Origin of the sequence: Klebsiella sp. C349492 (assembly GCF_042055345.1) — a bacterium.
Taxonomy (GTDB): Bacteria; Pseudomonadota; Gammaproteobacteria; order Enterobacterales; family Enterobacteriaceae; genus Klebsiella; species Klebsiella scottii.
The window spans coordinates 411,637-433,439 of sequence record NZ_JANQCE010000001.1; the positions used below are offsets into that span (position 1 = coordinate 411,637).

19 protein-coding genes are annotated in these 21,803 nt (G+C 61.0%); 14 read left to right on the forward strand and 5 right to left on the reverse strand.

Annotation, left to right across the window (positions count from 1 at the left end; translation table 11 throughout):
* Window positions 1-56: 56 nt before the first annotated feature.
* A complete protein-coding gene (gene ispE, locus NWP14_RS02060; protein WP_189339889.1) occupies window positions 57-905 on the reverse strand; it encodes a 4-(cytidine 5'-diphospho)-2-C-methyl-D-erythritol kinase in 849 nt (282 codons plus the stop codon).
* Window positions 905-1,516, reverse strand: coding sequence for a lipoprotein insertase outer membrane protein LolB (gene lolB, locus NWP14_RS02065; protein ID WP_095101965.1), 612 nt, complete (start codon window positions 1,514-1,516; stop codon window positions 905-907). Before lolB ends, ispE begins: the two co-directional genes overlap by 1 nt.
* Before the next feature lie 271 nt (window positions 1,517-1,787).
* Here lolB and hemA point away from each other — a divergent pair, with 271 nt between their 5' ends.
* From hemA to kdsA, 6 genes are all read left to right on the forward strand, one after another.
* Window positions 1,788-3,044: a glutamyl-tRNA reductase gene (gene hemA / locus NWP14_RS02070; RefSeq protein WP_095101968.1), complete on the forward strand. Its 1,257-nt coding sequence runs from the start codon at window positions 1,788-1,790 to the stop codon at window positions 3,042-3,044.
* Between the two features lie 42 nt (window positions 3,045-3,086).
* Window positions 3,087-4,169 carry a peptide chain release factor 1 gene (gene prfA / locus NWP14_RS02075; RefSeq protein ID WP_045858977.1) on the forward strand — a complete coding sequence of 361 codons (1,083 nt, stop codon included), beginning with the start codon at window positions 3,087-3,089 and terminating at the stop codon, window positions 4,167-4,169.
* On the forward strand, window positions 4,169-5,023 hold the full coding sequence (gene prmC / locus NWP14_RS02080) for a peptide chain release factor N(5)-glutamine methyltransferase (protein ID WP_331834469.1): 855 nt from the start codon (window positions 4,169-4,171) through the stop codon (window positions 5,021-5,023). Before prfA ends, prmC begins: the two co-directional genes overlap by 1 nt.
* Window positions 5,020-5,412, forward strand: a complete 393-nt coding sequence (sirB2, locus tag NWP14_RS02085) for an invasion regulator SirB2 (RefSeq protein ID WP_095101972.1) — start codon at window positions 5,020-5,022, stop codon at window positions 5,410-5,412. Before prmC ends, sirB2 begins: the two co-directional genes overlap by 4 nt.
* Window positions 5,413-5,415: 3 nt before the next feature.
* The gene (sirB1, locus tag NWP14_RS02090; protein ID WP_045858970.1) at window positions 5,416-6,228 is read left to right on the forward strand and encodes an invasion regulator SirB1; all 813 of its coding nucleotides are present in this window, start codon (window positions 5,416-5,418) and stop codon (window positions 6,226-6,228) included.
* A 94-nt stretch (window positions 6,229-6,322) separates the two neighbouring features.
* A complete protein-coding gene (gene kdsA / locus NWP14_RS02095) occupies window positions 6,323-7,177 on the forward strand; it encodes a 3-deoxy-8-phosphooctulonate synthase (RefSeq protein WP_095101974.1) in 855 nt (284 codons plus the stop codon).
* Window positions 7,178-7,274: 97 nt separating this feature from the next.
* Here the strand turns inward: kdsA and chaA are convergent, their stop codons facing one another.
* Window positions 7,275-8,375, reverse strand: coding sequence for a sodium-potassium/proton antiporter ChaA (gene chaA / locus NWP14_RS02100; RefSeq protein ID WP_095101976.1), 1,101 nt, complete (start codon window positions 8,373-8,375; stop codon window positions 7,275-7,277).
* A 265-nt stretch (window positions 8,376-8,640) separates the two neighbouring features.
* Here chaA and chaB point away from each other — a divergent pair, with 265 nt between their 5' ends.
* Together chaB and NWP14_RS02110 are read left to right on the forward strand one after the other, a co-directional pair.
* Window positions 8,641-8,871 (forward strand): putative cation transport regulator ChaB, encoded by a 231-nt coding sequence (chaB, locus tag NWP14_RS02105; protein WP_041146096.1) that lies wholly within the window; start codon window positions 8,641-8,643, stop codon window positions 8,869-8,871.
* 151 nt (window positions 8,872-9,022) lie between these two features.
* Entirely contained in the window at window positions 9,023-9,703 is a 681-nt protein-coding gene (locus NWP14_RS02110) for a gamma-glutamylcyclotransferase (RefSeq protein WP_095101978.1), read from the forward strand.
* 69 nt (window positions 9,704-9,772) lie between these two features.
* On the opposite strand, the gene NWP14_RS02115 is transcribed toward NWP14_RS02110, so the two are convergent.
* Window positions 9,773-10,015, reverse strand: a complete 243-nt coding sequence (locus NWP14_RS02115; RefSeq protein WP_076947669.1) for a DUF1883 domain-containing protein — start codon at window positions 10,013-10,015, stop codon at window positions 9,773-9,775.
* Window positions 10,016-10,255: 240 nt separating this feature from the next.
* Complete coding sequence (locus tag NWP14_RS02120; RefSeq protein WP_095101980.1) at window positions 10,256-10,609, reverse strand: DsrE/DsrF/TusD sulfur relay family protein; 354 nt, start codon at window positions 10,607-10,609, stop codon at window positions 10,256-10,258.
* 68 nt (window positions 10,610-10,677) lie between these two features.
* On the opposite strand from NWP14_RS02120, the gene nasR reads away from it, so the two are divergent.
* The 6 genes from nasR (at window position 10,678) to NWP14_RS02150 (ending at window position 21,744) form a co-directional block, all read left to right on the forward strand.
* Entirely contained in the window at window positions 10,678-11,874 is a 1,197-nt protein-coding gene (nasR, locus tag NWP14_RS02125) for a nitrate regulatory protein NasR (RefSeq protein ID WP_331834373.1), read from the forward strand.
* A gap of 248 nt (window positions 11,875-12,122) precedes the next feature.
* Window positions 12,123-13,379, forward strand: a complete 1,257-nt coding sequence (locus NWP14_RS02130; protein WP_095102284.1) for a CmpA/NrtA family ABC transporter substrate-binding protein — start codon at window positions 12,123-12,125, stop codon at window positions 13,377-13,379.
* Window position 13,380: 1 nt separating this feature from the next.
* A complete protein-coding gene (ntrB, locus tag NWP14_RS02135; RefSeq protein WP_095101984.1) occupies window positions 13,381-14,274 on the forward strand; it encodes a nitrate ABC transporter permease in 894 nt (297 codons plus the stop codon).
* 9 nt (window positions 14,275-14,283) lie between these two features.
* Complete coding sequence (locus NWP14_RS02140) at window positions 14,284-15,072, forward strand: ABC transporter ATP-binding protein (protein ID WP_095101986.1); 789 nt, start codon at window positions 14,284-14,286, stop codon at window positions 15,070-15,072.
* Window positions 15,073-15,082: 10 nt separating this feature from the next.
* Complete coding sequence (nirB, locus tag NWP14_RS02145) at window positions 15,083-19,144, forward strand: nitrite reductase large subunit NirB (RefSeq protein ID WP_375214698.1); 4,062 nt, start codon at window positions 15,083-15,085, stop codon at window positions 19,142-19,144.
* Window positions 19,144-21,744, forward strand: a complete 2,601-nt coding sequence (locus NWP14_RS02150; protein WP_095101990.1) for a nitrate reductase — start codon at window positions 19,144-19,146, stop codon at window positions 21,742-21,744. The genes nirB and NWP14_RS02150 overlap by 1 nt, the downstream gene beginning before the upstream one ends.
* Window positions 21,745-21,803: the final 59 nt, after the last annotated feature.

Below are 21,803 nucleotides of genomic sequence, written 5' to 3' on the forward strand. Positions count from 1 at the left end.
ACCGTAACTCAATTTGCCCGGCGTACTTATCGTTGCTCACGCTAAAACGGAGCAACTTAGAGTAGGGCTAGCCTGAGCGGCGAGATGTTAACTCCTCGCGCAACAAAGCCTTGTAGCCATTCCGGGGCTTTCTCCAGCACCTGACGAGCGGCAGATTCGGTGTCAAATTCAGCAAAGACACACGCTCCTGTGCCAGTCAGGCGCGACGGCGCATATTCTAACAGCCAGGAAAGCGCCGCATCAACCTCGCGAAAACGTTTTCTTGCGATAACCTCGCAATCGTTGCGAAATTCACATTTTAGCAACGTATTTATTGACCTGATTGGGGTATCTCGTGGTAGCTCGGGGTCGCGAAAGATGATCGGAGTAGGAATGCTGACGCCAGGGTGGGCGACGAGGTACCACTTTTCCTGCGGTTCGACCGGGGTCAGAATTTCGCCGATGCCTTCGGCAAAGGCCGCATGACCGCGGACGAAAACCGGCACATCGGCGCCGAGCTGCAGCCCGAGCGTTGCCAGCTGGTCTTCAGACAGCCCGCAGCCCCAAAGCTGATTCAGCGCCACCAGCACCGTGGCGGCGTTGGACGAACCGCCGCCCAGCCCGCCGCCCATCGGCAGGCGCTTCTCGATGCTGATATCGGCGCCGCTGCCGGCTGCCAGCCGCCCGCGTTCTGCCGCCGCCTGCATCAGCAGCCTGGCGGCGCGAATAATCAAATTCTCTTCATTCGGCACGCCGTCCACCGGCGTCAGCAGGCGCAGTTCGCCGTCATCGCGCGCTTCAATGGTTAACGTATCGCCATAATCGAGAAACTGGAACAGCGTCTGTAGCTGGTGATAACCGTCGGCGCGCTGCCCGGTAATATATAAAAACAGGTTCAGCTTCGCGGGAGAGGGCCAGCGGGTCATCATTTCACAATCCAGTTATCCATTTTCAGCTTGATGCGCTGACTGCCGTTGTTGAGCTCCATATTGGCCGGCAGCGATGGCGTGGTATCGCTGGTATATCCGCCGTAGGTGACGCGCCAGGTTTTGCCGTTTTGCGTATAGTTCAGGGTGCTCAAACGATACTGCTGATCGAGGGTGTAGTCGGTCGCATCCCCCGGCAGGCCGACGATCCACTGACGCAGGCTGTTCAGCGGGATCGGCATTCCGGTCAGACGGCCAATCATCTCTTCCGCGTCGGTTGCGGTGTAGGTCTGACCCTTGTTATCGATCAGCGTCACGCTACCCGGCTGCGCGGTGAGCGACAGCTCGGTGCTGCCCAGCGGGTTGGTCAGCAGCAGGCGGTAGCGATCCTGACCGGTCTGCTGCCAGAAGAAACGGGCGTAAACCTTTTGCTCGTCTGAAAGATAAGCAAAGGCGCCGCGGGTCTGGAACTGGCTAAGATTGCGGACATCCTGCTGGTGCTGACGCCACTGCGGCGAGTCCGGGCTTTTACCGGGGCCTTTCGGGGCGTTGAGCGTACAGGCGGTCAGGACCAGGCTTGCCAGGGGCAACAGGCGGAGCAGTCGATTCATAATGATGACAAATCCTTGATGTCTACAGTGAAATCCGGCGAAGAGTGAATACGCACACGATTTGTGTAGCGGGTTACAATAATAACCTTTAATGCTAGCGTTGCCCGGCGGTAGCGTCTACGTTCAAATTGTCTGAAATCAAAAAATTACCGTTAGTGGCTGTTACGCATTGGCTATTACTCCAAAAGGGGAGCGTCTCTTTTATTGATTCCGCGCATCCTGTATGATGCGCTCAGACTAACCTTAGCAACGCTGGTACTACTCCCTCACAATGACCCTTTTAGCTCTTGGCATTAATCACAAAACAGCCCCGATAGCGCTGCGAGAACGCGTAACGTTTTCGCCGGACACGCTCGATGAGGCGCTGGAGAGCTTGCTGGCTCAGCCAATGGTGCAGGGAGGTGTGGTGCTGTCGACCTGTAACCGCACGGAGCTCTATCTCAGCGTTGAGGAGCAGGATAATCTGCAGGAAGTGCTCATCCGCTGGCTGTGTGATTACCACCATCTTAATGAAGACGATCTGCGAAACAGCCTCTACTGGCACCAGGATAACGATGCGGTCAGCCATCTGATGCGCGTCGCCAGCGGCCTGGATTCGCTGGTGCTCGGCGAGCCGCAGATCCTCGGCCAGGTTAAAAAAGCCTTTGCTGATTCCAGCCGCGGGCATCTCAACGTCAGCGAGCTGGAGCGGATGTTCCAGAAGTCATTCTCCGTTGCTAAGCGCGTGCGGACCGAGACGGACATTGGCGCCAGCGCGGTCTCCGTCGCATTCGCCGCCTGTACGCTGGCGCGACAAATCTTTGAATCGCTGTCGAGCGTTACCGTACTGCTGGTTGGCGCCGGGGAGACCATCGAACTGGTGGCCCGCCACCTGCGCGAGCACCACGTACGCAAAATGGTCATTGCCAACCGCACCCGTGAACGCGCCCAGGTGCTGGCTGATGAAGTCGGCGCTGAGGTTATCGCCTTGAGCGACATCGATGAACGGCTGAAAGACGCCGATATTATTATCACTTCCACCGCCAGCCCGCTGCCGATAATTGGCAAAGGGATGGTGGAACGTGCGCTGAAGGCGCGCCGCAATCAGCCGATGCTGCTGGTCGATATCGCGGTGCCCCGCGACGTCGAGCCCGAAGTCGGCAAGCTGGCGAACGCCTATCTCTACAGCGTGGACGACCTGCAAAACATCATTCAGCACAACCTGGCGCAGCGTAAAGCCGCCGCGGTACAGGCGGAATCGATCGTCGAGCAGGAAACCAGCGAATTTATGGCCTGGCTGCGCGCCCAGAGCGCGAGCGAGACTATCCGCGAATATCGCTCCCAGTCCGAACAGGTCCGCGAGGAGCTGACGCTAAAAGCGCTGGCGGCGCTGGAGCAGGGCGGCGATGCCCAGGAAATCATGCAGGACCTGGCGCGTAAGCTGACTAACCGCCTGATCCACGCGCCAACCAAATCTCTTCAGCAGGCTGCCCGTGACGGGGACGATGAACGTCTGCATATTCTGCGCAACAGCCTCGGGCTGGAATAGCGCCATTTCTCTCTTTTTTCAGGACAGGGTTAATTCACACCTATGAAGCCTTCTATTGTTGCCAAACTGGAAGCTCTGTACGAACGCCATGAGGAAGTTCAGGCGCTGCTGGGGGATGCTGCGACCATCGCCGATCAGGATCGGTTCCGCGCGCTGTCGCGCGAGTACGCGCAGCTGAGCGACGTTGCACGCTGTTACACCGAATGGCGCCAGGTGCAGGATGATATTGAAACCGCGCAGATGATGCTTGACGATCCGGAGATGCGCGAAATGGCGCAGGAAGAGCTGCGCGACGCCAAAGATAAGAGCGAAGAGATGGAGCAGCAGCTGCAGGTTCTGCTGCTGCCGAAAGATCCGGACGATGAGCGTAACGCCTTTGTCGAAGTCCGCGCCGGTACCGGCGGGGACGAAGCGGCGCTGTTTGCCGGGGATCTGTTCCGCATGTACAGCCGCTATGCGGAAGCCCGCCGCTGGCGCGTGGAGATCCTCAGCGCCAACGAAGGCGAGCACGGCGGCTATAAAGAAGTGATTGCTAAAATCAGCGGCGACGGCGTCTACGGCCGGCTGAAGTTCGAGTCCGGCGGCCACCGCGTACAGCGCGTACCGGCGACCGAATCCCAGGGGCGTATCCACACTTCCGCCTGTACCGTCGCGGTGATGCCGGAGCTGCCGGAAGCCGAAATGCCGGACATCAACCCGGCCGATCTGCGTATCGACACCTTCCGCTCCTCCGGGGCGGGCGGGCAGCACGTTAACACTACCGATTCCGCTATTCGTATTACCCACTTACCGACCGGTATCGTCGTTGAGTGCCAGGACGAACGCTCCCAGCACAAGAACAAAGCGAAAGCGCTGTCGGTGCTGGGTTCGCGCATTCGCGCCGCGGAAGTGGCCAAGCGTCAGCAGGCGGAAGCGTCTACCCGACGTAACCTGCTGGGCAGCGGCGATCGTAGCGATCGTAACCGCACCTATAACTTCCCGCAGGGCCGCGTGACCGACCACCGCATCAACCTGACGCTCTACCGCCTGGATGAAACGATGGAAGGTAAGCTGGATATGCTCATTGAGCCGATTGTCCAGGAGTACCAGGCCGATCAGCTGGCAGCGCTTTCCGAGCAGGAATGATGATTTTTCAACAGTGGCTGGCGCAGGCGATTGCCCGACTGAGCGACAGCGAAAGCCCGCGCCGCGACGCGGAGATCCTGCTGGGACACGTGACCGGCAGGGCGCGGACCTGGCTCCTCGCCTTTGGCGAAACGGCGCTCACTGACGACCAGCTGGCCGAGCTGGAGGCGCTGCTGAGCCGCCGTCAGCGCGGCGAGCCGATCGCGCATCTGGTGGGGCAGCGCGAATTCTGGTCGCTGCCGCTGCTGGTGTCACCGGCGACCCTGATCCCGCGTCCGGACACCGAGTGTCTTGTCGAGCAGGCGCTGGCGCGGCTACCGGCGCCGCCGTGTCGGATCCTCGATTTAGGTACCGGCACCGGCGCGATTGCGCTGGCGTTAGCCAGCGAGCGTCCTGACTGCCGGGTGACGGCGGTCGATTTTATGCCAGACGCCGCCGCGTTAGCCGCGCGCAACGTGGCTCAGCTCGGCATCACCAACGTGACGGTGCTGCAGAGCAACTGGTTCAGCGCGCTGGCGGGCCAGCAGTTTGAAGCCATCGTCAGCAACCCGCCCTATATCGACGAAACCGACCCGCATCTTGCGCAAGGCGACGTTCGCTTCGAGCCGAAAACGGCGCTTGTCGCCGCCGATAACGGTCTGGCCGATCTGGCGCACATCGTTCGCCAGGGGCGTCATTTCCTGACGCCTGATGGCATAATGCTGCTGGAGCATGGCTGGACGCAGGGCGCCGCGGTGCGCGGGCTGTTCCACGACGCGGGATATATTGATGTTGTGACCTGCCGCGATTACGGCGATAACGACCGCCTGACGTTAGGACGTTTCCCGGCTATGGATAAGAAGGTTGGCGTATGAATCTGTTTAACGCGGTGCTGTATCTGCATATCGCGGCGGTGGTCGTGTCGGTCAGCCTGTTCGCGTTACGCTACTGGTGGAGCTACAGCGGCAGCCCGTGGCTTAATCGGCGCTGGGTACGTATCGTCCCGCACTGTAGCGACACGCTACTATTTCTTAGCGGCGCCGGATTAATGGCAATAACGCACTATCTGCCGTTTACTGAAGACGGCACATGGCTGACTGAGAAGCTGTTTGGCGTTATTATTTACATTGCATTGGGTTTTATCGCGCTGGGCCGTCGGCGTCCGCGCAGCCAGCAGAGCAGGTTTATCGCTTTCCTGCTGGCTTTGGTGGTGTTGTTCATCATCATACAACTCGCCATCACAAGAACACCGTTACTGGGGTAAGTCATGAGGTCACTAGCTGATTTCGAATTTAATAAAGCGCCACTGTGCGATGGAATGGTCCTCATTTCTGAATTGATCCGCGACGACTTTCCAACAGGTTACGTGCAGGACGAGCTGGAGCGGCTGCTGAGCCTGGCGCAGGAAGAGATCGCGACCTCGTGGGATCAGGAGCGTCAGCTGGAGCGGCTGCTGGAGCTTTTCTATCATGAATGGGGCTTCAGAGACTCCCACGGCGTCTACCGGCTGTCCGATGCCCTGTGGATTGATAAGGTATTGATTAACCGTCAGGGGAGCGCCGCGTCGCTGGGGGCGATCGTGCTGTGGATTGCCCAGCGCATGTCTCTGCCGGTGGTGCCGGTGATTTTCCCGACGCAGATGCTGCTGCGCGCAGACCCTGAAACCAGCGAAGAGATGTGGCTGATTAACCCGTTCAACGGGGAAACGCTGAACGAGCACACGCTGGAAGTGTGGCTGAAGGGCAATATTAGCCCGGTGGCCGAGCTGTTCAATGAGGATCTTGATGAAGCGGATAACGCGGAAGTGATCCACAAGCTGCTCGACACCTTAAAATCGGCGCTAATGGAAGAGCGGCAGATGGAGCTGGCCCTGCGCGCCAGCGAAGCGCTGCTGCAGTTCAATCCGGAAGACCCGTACGAGATCCGCGACCGCGGGCTGATTTACGCCCAGCTCGAGTGCGACCACGTTGCGCTGCTGGATCTGAACTATTTCGTCGAACAGTGCCCTGAAGACCCGATCAGCGAAATGATCCGCGCGCAAATCAACACGATTTCGCACAAACAAATTACATTGCATTAGTCGATATACGCGAATACGCCGCGCTGAGGCGGCGTTTACGTATGACGCGTATTTATCTGGAATGATTCCGGTTACACCCTGATAAGGCGATCTTATGAAACAAAAAGTGGTTAGCATTGGTGATATCAACGTAGCAAACGACCTGCCTTTCGTCCTGTTCGGCGGGATGAACGTGCTGGAATCCCGCGATCTCGCGATGCGTATCTGCGAACACTACGTGACGGTGACGCAGAAGCTGGGCATTCCTTATGTGTTCAAAGCCTCTTTTGATAAAGCCAACCGTTCTTCCATCCACTCCTATCGCGGTCCGGGTCTGGAAGAAGGGATGAAGATTTTCCAGGAGCTGAAGCAGGCTTTCGGCGTGAAAATCATCACTGACGTTCATGAAGCAAGCCAGGCGCAGGCCGTGGCCGATGTTGTCGATGTGATTCAGCTGCCGGCGTTCCTCGCTCGCCAGACTGACCTGGTTGAAGCGATGGCGAAAACCGGGGCGGTGATCAACGTTAAGAAACCGCAGTTCGTGAGCCCGGGCCAGATGGGCAATATCGTCGACAAGTTCATTGAAGGCGGCAACGACCAGGTGATTCTGTGCGACCGCGGCGCTAACTTCGGCTACGACAACCTGGTTGTTGATATGCTGGGCTTTGGGGTGATGAAAAAAGCCTCCAACAACTCGCCGGTTATCTTTGACGTTACCCACGCGCTGCAGTGCCGTGACCCGTTTGGCGCCGCTTCCGGCGGCCGTCGGGCGCAGGTTGCTGAACTGGCGCGTGCGGGTATGGCGGTTGGTATCGCGGGTCTGTTTATTGAAGCGCACCCGGACCCGGATCATGCGAAATGCGACGGCCCGTCCGCGCTGCCGCTGGATAAGCTGGAGCCGTTCCTGAAGCAAATGAAGGCTATCGACGATCTGGTTAAAGGCTTTGACGAGCTGGATACCAGCAAGTAACGGCCCCTGATAAGACAAAAGCCTGTCGGTTGCAAAACCGGCAGGCTTTTTTATGCGGCAGACCGCAGCGAATCTCCCCCGGCCGGGGGGCGGTGAATCAGGCAAAAATGGTCATCAGATAGGCGGCGAATAGCGCCAGGTGCGCCGCGCCGTTCAGCACGTTCGTCCGTCCGGTCGAGAAAGATATCTGGCATAGCAGCAGCGAGGCGACCATCACCACCATTTCCGGCGCGCCGAGGCCAAAGTGCAGCTCATTGCCGGTTAAAAAGGCAATCAGGGTTACTACCGGTACGGTCAGAGAAATGGTGGCCAGCACCGAACCGAAGAACAGATTCATCGCGCGCTGCACCTGATTGTTTAACACCGCCTTCAGGGCGCCCAGGCCTTCCGGCGAGAGGATCAGCAGCGCCACCAGGAAACCGGTAAAGGCCACCGGCGCGTTCATGCTGGTCAGGAGCGTCTCCAGCGGGTTGGCGTTCATCTTGGTTACCGCAATCACGGCAATCAGGTGAATGAGCAGCCAGACGGTGTGCCAGCCGCTGCTGTGCGCCGACGGCTTACCGTGATGCGGGTCATCGTCGTCGCCGTCATCTTCATGCTCATAAATAAACAGGCTCTGGTGCGTTTTGGTCTGAATCAACAGGAACACGCCGTACATGGCCGCAGAAATAAGCGCCACCAGCAGCGCCTGGCCGGTCGAGAAATTGGCGCCGGGCAGGGCCATTGGAAACACCAGCACGATAATCGCCAGCGGGAACAGGGCGATTAAATACTGCTTAATACCGAACAGATTCATATACTGCGTGGCGAATTTACGCCCGCCCAGCAGCAGCGAGAAGCCGACCAGGCCGCCGGTAACGATCATGATGATGGAATACAGGGTATCGCGCATCAGCGTCGGCGCCGCGTCGCCGGTAGCCATCAGCGCGGAAATCAGGCTGACTTCAAGAATAACCACCGACAGGCTTAAAATTAACGATCCGTACGGCTCGCCCAGGCGGTGGGCCAGCACGTCCGCGTGGCGTACTACGCTGAATGCGCTACTGAGAATACCGACTAACGCCAGAATATTAATCGCAATAACCACTGGCAGTGACTGGCTACTTCCGAAGAAGAAAAGCACCGCCAGTGCCAGCAGCGGAAATACGAGGGACGTCTCCTTGTGGCGGGTTTTTACCGCCTCATGTGCATGGGTCATGAACCATCTCCATATTGTGCAGGTGTTATAATTATAGATACTGTAAGTTGATAAAATAACAGACATTACGGAAATTGATTTGTTTTTTTACTTAAATTTACCGCTATCAACCACTAATGGTGTTAGATTGCTATAACCTGCTGTTATTATGCTTTTATATTTACTATTCAGATAATTACTAAAGTCCACTTCTCACTCCCTCGCGCCTTGCGTAGCGCAATATTGCGTTCCAGACTTAAATTCCAGCCCCTTTCTGGAGAACACTATGCCTTATCACAGTAAAAAAGACCTACCCGACAGCGTCCGCCACGTCCTGCCTGAACATGCCCAGGAGATTTATAAAGAAGCCTTTAATAGCGCCTGGGACCAGTACAAGCATAGCGAGGACCGTCGGGGCGACGCCAGCCGCGAAGAGACGGCGCATAAAGTGGCCTGGGCGGCGGTAAAACATGACTATCAAAAAGGAGACGATGACCGCTGGCACAGGAAGTCATAGCCGATCCTGCTACCCGCGCGGCGCCTGAGCGGCGTTAATTGCTAATTGCCAAATAAAGCTGGATAATAATTCAGCAATGTTTCACAAGAATGTTTCACAGGGATGGCATCAGATAAACGCCGGGAAGCGGGCAGTGGCGGAGGTAGTAGAAGTGTTAACACGTGATTTCTTAATCAATGCGGATTGTAAAACGGCGTTTGGCGCTATTGAGGAATCGCTACTCTGGTCGGCAGAGCAACGGGCGGCCTCGCTGGCGGCCACGTTAGCCTGTCGTCCGGATGCGGGATCGGTCTGGATTTTTGGCTACGGTTCGCTGATGTGGAACCCGGCTCTGGAGTATCGCGAGTCCTGTACCGGTACGCTGCCGGGCTGGCACCGCGCCTTTTGTCTGCGGCTCACCGCCGGGCGCGGAAGCGCGCATCAGCCCGGACGCATGCTGGCGTTGAAAGAGGGCGGTCGCACCACCGGCGTCGCCTATCGCCTGCCTGACTGCACGCTGGAAGAAGAGCTAACCCTGCTCTGGAAGCGGGAGATGATCACCGGCTGTTATCTGCCGACCTGGTGCAAGCTGGAGCTTGACGACGGCAGGACGGTCAACGCGCTGGTCTTTATTATGGATCCGCGCCATCCGCTGTTCGAAGCCGATACCAGCGCCCAGGTGATCGCGCCGCTGATCGCCAAAGCCAGCGGTCCGCTAGGCACTAACGCTCAGTACCTTTTCTCGCTGGAGCAGGAGCTGCGCAAGCTCGGCATGCACGATGATTGCCTCGACGAGCTGGTCGGCAAGGTGCGAAACCTGCTGGGTGATAGCAGCCAGCCGGGGCTGGCCTGAGAAATGCCCGGGAAACCCGGGCATGAAGACGCGTTTGAATCTGTAGTCAGAACGAGCTCAGCGGATGCCTCAGGCGGGAACGTAGCTGATTGAGTGCTCCAGCGACTGGCTGTGGCTGTCGATAAGCACGTTCCAGGTTCCGCTGTAGGGCACGGTCATATACGCGCTGTCCCGGTCCTGCACGCTCAGCACATCCGCGTGGCTGTCGCCTGGAACCTTAGCGCTCATCAGGTGAATATGGCAGCGCTCTGAACAACGAACCACCAGCGTATCACCGCCAAACAACGTCAAACTTGCTTTTACCATTGCCATTTTCCTACCCCGTATTTGTCAGTCCACAGCATCCTGCCCGTTCAATCCTGTGCGTGATATTGTTCACACTTTGCTCATGGCATAACACCAAATGGGGAAGGTACGGATGATGATTTTGATCAAAAAAAAGGATAAAGATTAAACAAAAATGATGTTGTTCCTGAAAGCATTCAGCTGGCATATTTTTTAACGCAATAAACGCTGCCAGCCTGACATTTAATCCTGCTAAAGAGGGTTAACTCAGAAGGTCAGGACTTTATCCGCCGCCAGCGTCCACTGCGCCAGCTCAACCAGCGTACCGATCTCGACGCCCTCAATCAGCGGCAGGGAGGTTATCCCGCGGCCGTCGGTGCAGGTTTTGCACAGCTTCACCGGCACATTCTGCGCGGTGAGGATCTCCAGCATCTGCTGAATGTTATAGCCTTCCGCCGGTTTTTGACCGCGCAGCCCCGCGGTGACCGCATCGGACATTAAAAACACCTTCAGCACCAGTTCGGACTGCTGTTCACGCAGGGCAATCGCCAGGCGCAGGCTGTTGAACAGGGATTCGCTACCGTAGGCAGCGCCGTTGGCGATAAGCACAATACTTTGCATAAGGACTCCTTTGTATAAGGCACGGTTATTGCTTAGCTGAAGTATAAAGCGTTAACCCGGGAGGGGGTATGAATAATACGGCTGGCACTGTGCCTGAAGCAAACGACTGGTTCCAACATGCGCGTCAGCTCCAGAAGCAGCAGCTGCGTCAGCTGGCGCAGCAGGGAGCGCTGGCCAATCAGATCAGCGCCCTGGTGCATATGCTGCAGTGCGAGCGCGGGGCGTCCAATATCTGGCTGTGCTCCGGCGGCCGGCTCTACGCCGCGGAGTGTCGCGCCGGCGGGGCGCTGGTGAATGAACAGCTGGTCGCCTTTCGCCTGGCGCTGGAGCCGGCGCGCAGCAGCGCCAGCAGCGCCCTGTGCTGGCGTATCGCCAGCGCGGTGTGGTATCTCGGGCAGCTTCCCGCCCTGCGCGAATCCGTAGGCCTTCGCACCATTGCCGCCGAAGAGGCGACCGGCCAGTTCAGCCGCATTATCCGGCATCTGCTGAATATCGTCCCGCAGCTGAATGACAGCATCGACGATCCGCAGATAGCCGGAGGGATGGTGGCGCTCTACAGCTTTATGCAGGGCAAGGAGCTGGTGGGGCAGGAGCGCGCGCTGGGGGCGTCAGGCTTTGCCCGCGGTCAGTTCAGCGACGAGCTGCGCCAGCTGCTGGTGGACCGAATCGACGGGCAGCAGCCGTGCTTTGACAGCTTTCTGGCCCTGGCCGACGCCGCGCAGACCGCGCTGTTTAATGAGCAGTGCCAGGCCGGCCTCGAAATAGAGCAGCTTCGGCGCATCGCCTGCACCCGTCTGCCCTCGGCGGATAGCGGCGAGACGGCGCTGCGCTGGTTCTGCGCCCAGACGCAGCGGCTGGAGCTGATGCGCGGTCTGGAAGAGCGGCTGATTAGCGATCTGCTCGATGCCGCCGATCGGCTGCTGCAGGGGAGCGGACCGGAGATGCCCCCCGACCGGTGGCCGGAAGAAGAGGGCGGCGATGACGTTGCGCGACGGCTGGACAGGCAGCTGCTGCCGCTGGTGCGCCGGCAGGCGTATGAGCTGCAGCAGCTCTCCGGCCAGCTGGCGTCGCTAAAAGATAGCCTCGAAGAGCGCAAGGTCATTGAGAAGGCCAAAAGCGTCCTGATGTCCCATCAGGGAATGAATGAAGAGCAGGCCTGGCAGGCGCTGCGCAAGATGGCGATGGATAAGAATCAGCGGATGGTGGAAATCGCCCGCGCCCTGCTGATGGTGAAGTCATTATGGCCGCTAACCCCAAAGGAGTAGGTGCACAATGAGTGGGCATTCTCTGCCTGTAGACGGTGCAATTTTGGCCCTGACCGCCGCAGCAGCAGGGGGAAAACCGGCAAAAACGGCCATATGGAAAACTGGCATCCCGTTTGCATTAGATAAATCGAGTTAGTTCATCATTTTTGGGCAGCAGGCCAACGGCGGCATGCGGGTCCATGGATAAAGGCGTCCTGCAGTGCGTAAGCACTGTCGGGCGCTTTTTTTTTGCGCGTTCTGGAGCGGGTATGGGCGATAAGATTTCGATAACACGGCGGCGTTTTCTACAGGCAGGGGCCGCGCTTGGCGGCGCGATGCTGCTGCCTGGGGTGATGCAGTCAGCGTGGGCGGCAGGCTCCGATAAGCCGGAGCAAACCACCGTGCGGGTGGGCTTTATTCCGCTAACCGACTGCGCGCCTTTGGCGATCGCATCGCTGAAAGGCTTTGATAAAAAATACGGCATTACCCTTGTGCCGACCAAAGAGGCCAGCTGGGCGGCGGTGCGCGACAAGCTGATCTCCGGCGAGCTGGATGCGGCGCATATCCTCTACGGCCTGCTGTACGGCCTCGAGCTGGGTATTGCCAGCAAACCGCAGTCAATGGCCAACCTGATGACCCTCAACCGCAACGGGCAGGCCATCACCTTGTCGCGCGATCTGCAGGACAAAGGCGTCACCGATCTTGCCGCGCTGAAGCGGCTGGTTAGCCAGAGCGCGCCGGGCAGCTACACCTTTGCCCATACCTTTCCTACCGGCACCCACGCGATGTGGCTCTATTACTGGCTGGCCAGCGGCGGCATCAATCCGTTTGATGATGTGCGCACCGTCGTCGTGCCGCCGCCGCAGATGGTGATGAACATGCGGATCGGCAACATGGTGGGCTTCTGCGTCGGTGAGCCGTGGAACGCGCGGGCCATCAACGATCGCATCGGTTTTACCGCCGCGACGTCGCAGGAGATCTGGCCGGATCATCCGGAAAAAATTCTCGGCACCCGCAGCGAGTGGGTGGAGCGTAACCCAAACACCGCCCGGGCGCTGGTTGCGGCGGTGCTGGAGGCTTCGCGCTGGATAGAGGCTTCGCCAGACAACACCCGCGAGACGGCGCGCATCCTGGCGAAGCGCGCGTGGCTGAATACCAAAGAGCAGTACCTCACCGGGCGGATGCTGGGTGAATACGACAACGGATTGGGGCGCCGCTGGCAGGACGCGCACCCGATTCGTTTCTACGATCGCGGCGAAGTCAGCTTCCCGTGGCTGTCGGATGGCATGTGGTTTATGACCCAGTTCCGACGCTGGGGGCTGCTCAAAGCGGCGCCGGATTATCAGGCGGTGGCGCAGCGTATTAACCGGATTGACGTCTGGAAAGAGGCGGCGCAGGCCGTTGGCGGCATCAGCGCGCCGGGTCAGGTGATGCGTAGCAGCACATTGATGGACGGAACGGTCTGGACGGGGGCCGATCCTGAAGGCTACGCCCGCGGCTTTGCGATTCAACGTAAGGGGGCATGAGATGAAACACGCGCAAAAAAATAGTACCCAACCGGCAGTAGCCCGCGCTGAAAACGCGCCGGGCGAAGTGATTATCCTGCCTCCGGTGCAGGTCCGGCGCCCAACGCCCGCCGTCAGGCGCTGGCTGCGCGAAAGCGTCCAGCGGGTGCTGCCGCCGCTGCTGGGGCTAGGGCTGCTCCTGCTCTGCTGGCAGCTGGCGGCGATCAACGGCAAAGGTTTTCCAACGCCGCTCAGCACGCTTGATTCGGCGCTGACGCTGTTTGCCGATCCGTTTTATCAGGATGGTCCTAACGATATGGGCATCGGCTGGAACGTGCTGGCATCGCTGCAGCGCGTGGCGGTTGGCTTCGGTCTCGCGGCGCTGGTCGGTATTCCGCTCGGCTTCCTGATTGGCCGTTCGCTGTTCTTTGCCCGCATGTTTAATCCGCTGATCGCGCTGCTGCGTCCGGTCAGCCCGCTGGCCTGGCTGCCAATCGGCCTGCTGCTGTTCCAGAAAGCCGAACCCGCGTCGAGCTGGACCATTTTTATCTGCTCCATCTGGCCGATGGTGATAAATACCGCCGAAGGCGTACGACGAATCCCGCAGGACTACCTCAACGTAGCGCGCGTTTTGCAGCTCTCCGAATGGACGGTGATGCGCCGCATTCTCTTCCCGGCGGTGCTGCCCGCGGTGCTGACCGGGGTGCGCCTGTCGATAGGCATTGCCTGGCTGGTGATTGTCGCCGCCGAGATGCTCACCGGCGGTCTGGGGATTGGGTTCTGGATCTGGAACGAATGGAACAACCTCAACGTGGAAAACATCATTATCGCCATCGTCATTATCGGCGTCGTCGGCCTGCTGCTTGAGCAGGGCCTCATGCTTATCGCCCGCCGCTTCAGCTGGCAGGAAAAATAGGGAGTCGTTATGAAACCATTAATTCAGGTACAGGCCGTCAGCCAGCGTTTCAATACTGCCAGCGGCGAGTTTCTGGCTCTGCAAAACGTCTCCTTCGATATCTACGAAGGGGAAACCGTCAGCCTGATTGGCCACTCCGGCTGCGGCAAATCGACGCTGCTGAATCTGATTGCCGGGATCGCGCTGCCGACGGAAGGGGGCCTGCTGTGTGATAACCGCGAAATCGCCGGGCCGGGACCGGAGCGGGCGGTGGTGTTTCAAAACCACTCCCTGCTGCCGTGGCTGACCTGCTTTGACAACGTGGCGCTGGCGGTGGATCGGGTCTTTCGCCGCACCATGAACAAGGCCGAGCGCAGGGAGTGGATTGAGCACAACCTCGATCGGGTGCAGATGGGCCATGCGCTGCACAAGCGCCCGGGGGAGATTTCCGGGGGAATGAAGCAGCGCGTGGGGATCGCCAGGGCGCTGGCGATGAAGCCAAAGGTGCTGCTGCTGGATGAACCGTTCGGTGCGCTCGACGCCTTGACCCGCGCCCATCTGCAGGACGCGGTCATGCAAATTCAGCAGGCGCTGAACACCACCATCGTGATGATTACCCACGACGTTGATGAGGCGGTGCTGCTGTCGGATCGGGTAATGATGATGACCAACGGCCCGGCGGCGACGGTCGGTGAAATCCTCGATATCAATCTGCCCCGGCCGCGCAATCGCGTGCAGCTGGCGGACGATAGCCGCTATCACCACCTGCGCCAGCAGATCCTGCATTTCCTCTACGAAAAACAGCCGAAAGCGGCGTAGGGGGGCGGCGATGAAGCGGCAACTGGTGATTATCGGCAACGGGATGGCGGCCACCCGATTAGCGGAAACGCTGGCGGCGCGGGCGGACGGCGCGTTTCACATCACGATTATCGGGGATGAACCTTGCCAGGCCTATAACCGCATCCAGCTGTCGCCGGTGCTCGGGGGGGAGAAAACGCTGGCCCAGACGCTGCTGCTGCCCGCGCAGTGGTATCAGCAGCACGACGTGACGGTACGGACCGGGGAGACGGTTGAGGCCGTCGACGTGCGGGCGCAAACCCTGCGCACCACCCGGGGCGAGCTGCGCTGGGATGAGCTGATTTTCGCCACCGGCTCGCAGGCAGTGATTCCGCCGCTGGCGGGCGCCGGGCTGCCGCACGTTTACGCCTTTCGCACCCTTGCCGACGTCGATGGCATTCTGGCGACCGGCGGCCCGGCGGTGGTGATAGGCGGCGGCGTGCTGGGCGTTGAGGCCGCCGCCGCCCTGCGTCGTTCTGGTGATGAGGTCACTTTACTGCACCGCGGCGAGTGGCTGATGGAGCAGCAAACCGATCGGTTTGCCGGCCAGCAGCTGCAGAGCCAGCTGGAGGCGCGGGGAATTGGCTGCGTGACGGCGTGTCGTATCGCGGCTATTCGCGAGCGCGACGTGGTGCTGGAGGACGGCAGAACCTTTGCCGCCAGCCGCGTGGTGCTGGCAACCGGCGTCCGTCCCAATATTCAGCTGGCGCAGCGCAGCGGCCTCGACTGCCGGCGCGGAATTGTCGTCGATCGCCAGATGGCTACCGCGCTGCCGGGCGTCAGCGCGATTGGCGAATGTTGTGAAATAGACGGCCGCACCTGGGGGCTGGTGGCGCCCTGCCTGCGCCAGGCCGAAGTGCTGGCCGCGAGGCTGTGCGCAACGCCGGAGGCGGACTTTAGCTGGCAGGACAGCGGGACCCGCCTGAAGGTGACCGGTATTGAGCTGTTCAGCGCCGGCGAGCTGCGGGCCGAGGAGCGGGATGAGCAGTGGACCAGCTGGGATCCGCTGGCCCAACACTACCGCCGGCTGCTGCTGCGAGACGGCAAGCTGCGCGGCGTTTTATTGCTCGGCGACTGCGCGAACGCGGCGCCGCTGACGGCACAGCTGGGAACCAGCGCGCCGCCGGAATGGCTTTTTGATCCTTCTTCAACGCAGCCGCGCGCTGCAGGACAAATCACTATGACAAAACCTGTTTTGGTGCTGATCGGACACGGCATGGTCGGCCACCACTTTCTTGAGCAATGCGTCAGCCGGAACCTGCATCAACAGTATCGTATCGTGGTGTTTTGCGAAGAGCGCTACGCCGCCTATGACCGGGTGCATCTGTCGGAATATTTCGCCGGCCGCAGCGCGGAATCGCTGTCGCTGGTGGCGGGGGACTTCTTTACCGATCACGGGATCGAGCTGCGCCTGAGCGAGTCGGTTGCCGCCATTGACCGCGAGGCGCGGGTGGTTCGCGATGCCCGCGGCCACGAAACCCACTGGGACAAGCTGGTGCTGGCTACCGGCTCTTACCCCTTCGTCCCGCCGGTACCGGGCCACGATCTTGACGGCTGCTTCGTCTACCGCACGCTGGACGATCTCGACCGGATCGCCGCCAGCGCCAGCGGGGCGAAGCGCGGGGTGGTGATTGGCGGCGGCCTGCTGGGGCTGGAGGCCGCCAATGCGCTAAAGCAGCTGGGGCTGGAAACCCACGTGGTGGAGTTTGCGCCGAACCTGATGGCGGTGCAGCTGGACGGCCCGGGGGCGGCGATGCTGCGGGAGAAAATTAGCGATATTGGCGTCGGGGTGCATACCAGCAAGGCGACACAGGCCATCGTGCGCGATGCCGAGGGGCTGACGCTTAATTTTGCCGACGGCGGCTCGCTCGGTACCGATATGGTGGTGTTCTCCGCCGGCATCCGCCCGCAGGATGCGCTGGCGCGCAGCGGCGGGCTGGCGGTAGGCGAGCGGGGAGGTATCTGCATCGACGATCGCTGCCGTACCTCCGACCCTGACGTGCTGGCTATCGGCGAGTGCGCCCTGTGGGAGAATAAAATTTACGGCCTGGTGGCGCCGGGTTATCAGATGGCGAGAACGGCGGCGGCGAACCTCGCCGGAGAGGAGGCGCGCTTCAGCGGGGCGGACATGAGCACTAAGCTCAAGCTGCTGGGCATCGACGTCGCCTCCTTCGGCGACGCTCAGGGGCGCACGCCCGGTAGCCAGAGCTATCAGTGGACCCACGGGCCGGAGCAGATCTATAAAAAAATCGTCGTCAGCAAAGATGGCAAAACGCTGCTTGGCGGCGTGCTGGTCGGCGACGCCAGCGATTACTCCACGCTGCTGCAGATGATGCTCAACGACATGGCGCTGCCGGCGCGCCCGGAAAGCCTGATCCTGCCCGCTCTCGAAGGGAGCGCACCGAAAGCGCTCGGCGTAGCGGCGCTGCCGGACAGCGCGCAAATCTGCTCCTGCCACAACGTCAGCAAAGGCGATATTTGCCAGGCGGTCAGCGGCGGCGCGGGCGACATGGCGGCGATCAAAAGCTGTACCAAAGCCGCTACCGGCTGCGGCGGCTGTAGCGCGCTGGTCAAGCAGGTGATGGAGTATCAGCTCTCCGCCCAGGGCGTCGAGGTCAAAAAAGATATCTGCGAGCACTTTCCGTGGTCGCGGCAGGAGATTTATCACCTCGTGCGCGTGAACCACATTCGCACCTTTGAACAGCTGATTGCCCGCTACGGCCAGGGGCACGGCTGCGAAATCTGTAAACCGCTGGTGGCCTCGGTGCTGGCCTCCTGCTGGAACGAATATCTGCTGAAGCCGGCGCATTTGCCGCTGCAGGATACCAACGACCGCTACTTCGCCAACATCCAGAAGGACGGCACCTATTCGGTGGTTCCGCGGATGGCGGCCGGAGAGGTGACGCCGGATGGCCTGATTGCCATTGGGCAGATTGCCAAACGCTATCAGCTGTACAGCAAAATTACCGGCGGCCAGCGTATCGATCTCTTCGGCGCCCGCCTGGAGGAGCTGCCGGCTATCTGGCGCGAACTGGCGGAGGCCGGGTTTGAAACCGGCCACGCCTACGGGAAATCCTTGCGCACGGTGAAGTCCTGCGTCGGCTCCACCTGGTGTCGCTACGGCGTGCAGGATTCGACCGGCCTGGCGGTGACGCTGGAACATCGCTACAAGGGCCTTCGCGCGCCGCATAAGATCAAAATGGCGGTCTCCGGCTGTACGCGGGAGTGCGCCGAGGCGCAGGGCAAAGATATTGGGGTGATCGCTACCGAGAAGGGCTGGAATCTTTACGTCTGCGGCAACGGCGGCATGAAGCCGCGCCATGCGGATCTGTTTGCCAGCGATATCGACGACGCGATGCTGATCCGCACCGTCGACCGCCTGCTGATGTTCTATATCCGCACCGCCGATCGCCTGCAGCGCACCAGCACCTGGCTGGATAACCTTGAGGGCGGCATCGGCTATCTGCGCGAGGTGATCCTCGAGGATAGCCTCGGGATCGGCGAGGAGCTGGAGCAGGAGATGGCGCGGGTGGTGGAGAGCTATCAGTGCGAGTGGCAAACCACCCTTAACGATCCGCAGCGCCTGGAGCTGTTCCGCTCTTACGTCAACAGCGAGCAGCCGGATGACGCGGTGCAGCGCCGGTCGCTCCGCGGCCAGCCGCAGCCGGTGACGGCGCCCGTGCTGCACGAAGGCGCGCCTTCGGCCCGCCCGTGGCAGGCGATTTGCGATCTCGAGGCGATCCCCGCCGAGGCCGGGATCGGCGCGCGGCTCGGCGAGCGGCAGATCGCGCTGTTCCGCTTTGGCGAGCAGATTTACGCGCTCGATAACCTTGAGCCGGGCAGCGACGCCAACGTGCTGTCGCGGGGGATCCTCGGCGACGCCGGAGGAGAGCCGATCGTTATCTCCCCGCTTTACAAACAGCGTATTCGCCTGCGCGACGGCCGCGCCTGCGATGGCGGCGAGCAGGCGGTACGCGCCTGGCCGGTAAAAGTTGAGAACGGTAAAGTGTGGGTGGGCAACCAGGTTCTGCTGGCGCGCGCGGAGGCTTCCTGATGGCGGAGACGCGAACTACCTGCCCCTATTGCGGAGTGGGCTGCGGCGTGCTGGCTGAAGTCGATGCCGGGGGCCAGGTCAGCGTGCGGGGCGATGCCGAACATCCGGCTAACCTCGGACGCCTGTGCGTAAAGGGCGCGGCGCTCGGGGAAACCACCGCCCTGGCCGGACGGCTGCTGACGCCGGAGCTGGATGATAAACCCGTCGGGTGGCCGCAGGCGCTGGCCGCCGCCGGTTCACGGCTGCGGGAGATCATCGACCGCTACGGTCCGCAGGCGGTGGCGTTCTATGCCTCAGGCCAGCTGCTGACCGAGGACTATTACGCCGCCAACAAGCTGATGAAGGGCTTTATCGGCGCGGCCAATATCGATACCAACTCGCGGCTGTGTATGTCCTCGGCGGTGACGGGCTACAAGCGGGCCTTTGGCGCCGACGTGGTTCCGTGCAGCTACGAAGACGTTGAGAACAGCGATCTGGTGGTGCTGGTGGGCTCGAATGCCGCCTGGGCGCATCCGGTGCTTTATCAACGTCTGGCGCAGGCAAAGCGCGACAACCCGCAGCTGCGGGTGGTGGTTATCGATCCTCGACGCACCGCCACCTGCGATATCGCCGATGTGCACCTGGCGCTGGCGCCCGGCAGCGACGGCGGTCTGTTTGTCGGCCTGCTGAACGCCATTGCCGGCGCCGGGCCGCTGGCCGGCCATTTTAGCGATCAGCAGCAGGCGCTGGCGGCGGCGCAGGAGTGGGATGTGGCAACCGTCGCCGAATTCTGCGGCCTTGAGCCGCAGCAGGTTGCCGATTTCTATCGTGACTTTATCGCCGCGCCGCGCGCCGTCACCCTCTACACCATGGGGATTAACCAGTCGGCCAGCGGCAGCGATAAGTGCAACGCCATCATTAATGTTCACCTGGCGAGCGGTAAATATGGCCGCTGCGGATGCGGGCCGTTTTCGCTGACCGGACAGCCAAATGCGATGGGCGGTCGCGAAGTGGGCGGGCTGGCAACCATGCTGGCGGCGCATATGAACTTCGAAGCGCAGGATTTACATCGCCTCTCGCGCTTCTGGGGTACCGAACGGCTGGCGCAGACGCCGGGGCTGACGGCGGTCGATCTGTTTGCCGCCATCGGGCGCGGGGAGGTGAAAGCGGTATGGATCATGGGCACCAACCCGGTGGTTTCGCTGCCGGATAGCCACGCGGTGAGCCAGGCGCTGGCCGCCTGTCCGCTGGTTATCGTCTCCGACGTTGCCGCTGACACCGATACCGGCCGCTTTGCCCATATCCGTTTTCCGGCGCTGGCGTGGGGCGAAAAGAACGGCACCGTCACCAATTCGGAGCGCCGTATCTCCCGCCAGCGCAGCTTTCTGCCGCCGCCGGGCGAGGCGAGGGCCGACTGGTGGATCATCTCCCGCGTCGCGGCTGAGCTGGGCTTTGGCGAAGCCTTTTGCTGGCAGCATGCGCACGACGTCTTCAGCGAACACGCCGCGCTTTCAGGGTTCGAGAATGACGGCCAGCGGGCGTTTGATATCGGCGGGCTGGCCAGCCTTAGCCGCGAGGAGTGGGACGGCCTGGCGCCGGTATGCTGGCCGGTCAGCCGCAGCGGAGCCGCGCTGAACCTGCACCAGGGCTGGCACCGCGATGGCAAGCTGCGCATGGTGCCGGTGACGCCGCAGGGCACCCGCGCCGAAACCGATGCCTTCTATCCGCTGATCCTCAACAGCGGGCGTATCCGCGATCAGTGGCACACCATGACCCGCACCGGAACCGTGCCGCGTCTGATGCAGCATATTGCCGAACCGGTGGTGGAGGTGGCTCCGGCGGATGCCCGGCGCTGGCAGCTGCAGAACGGCGAGCTGGCGCGGATCTGGTCGCGCAATGGCGTCATGGTCGCCAAAGTGCTTATCAGCGACGGGCAGCGCTGCGGCTCGCTGTTTGTGCCGATGCACTGGAATAATCAGTTTGCCCGCCAGGGACGGGTGAATAATCTGCTGGCCGCAGTGACCGACCCGCACTCCGGCCAGCCGGAAAGCAAGCAGGTGGCGGTGGCGATCGCCGCCTGGCTTCCGGCATGGCACGGCGAGCTGTTCTGTCGTCAGCCGGTTCCGCTACCGGAATGGCTCCACTGGCGGCGGCGGGCGGCGGTGGGGGTAACGCACCTTTCGCTGGCCGGGGATAAAAGCCCGCGCGCCTGGCTTACCGACTGGTGCCAGCGCCAGGGCTGGCAGGTACAAGTCGCTCAGGCCGGGGCGCTGTGGAATCTGCTGGCGTGGCATGAGGGCGCCCTGATGCTGGGCTGGTGGAGCGACGCGCGCGAACCCGTCGTGGAAAGCGAATGGATTATCGCGGCCTTTAGTTCCCCGCCGCCGACGGCCGAGCTTCGCCACGCGCTGCTGAGCGGCAGAAAAGGGGGCGAAGTCGCGCCGCGCGGGCGGATCATCTGCAGCTGCTTTAGCGTCGGCGAACGGGCGATTAGCGACGCTATCGCCGGGGGCTGCCGCACGCCGGCCGAGCTGGGGGAGAAGTTAAAATGCGGCACCAACTGCGGCTCCTGTATCCCGGAACTGAAAGCGCTGTTAATGGAAAATAAGGCCCAGGCATAAGATTCAGCATATTCCTGAAATTGGCCAAAGGGCTGCGGGCGATGGCAAAAAACGGTAAA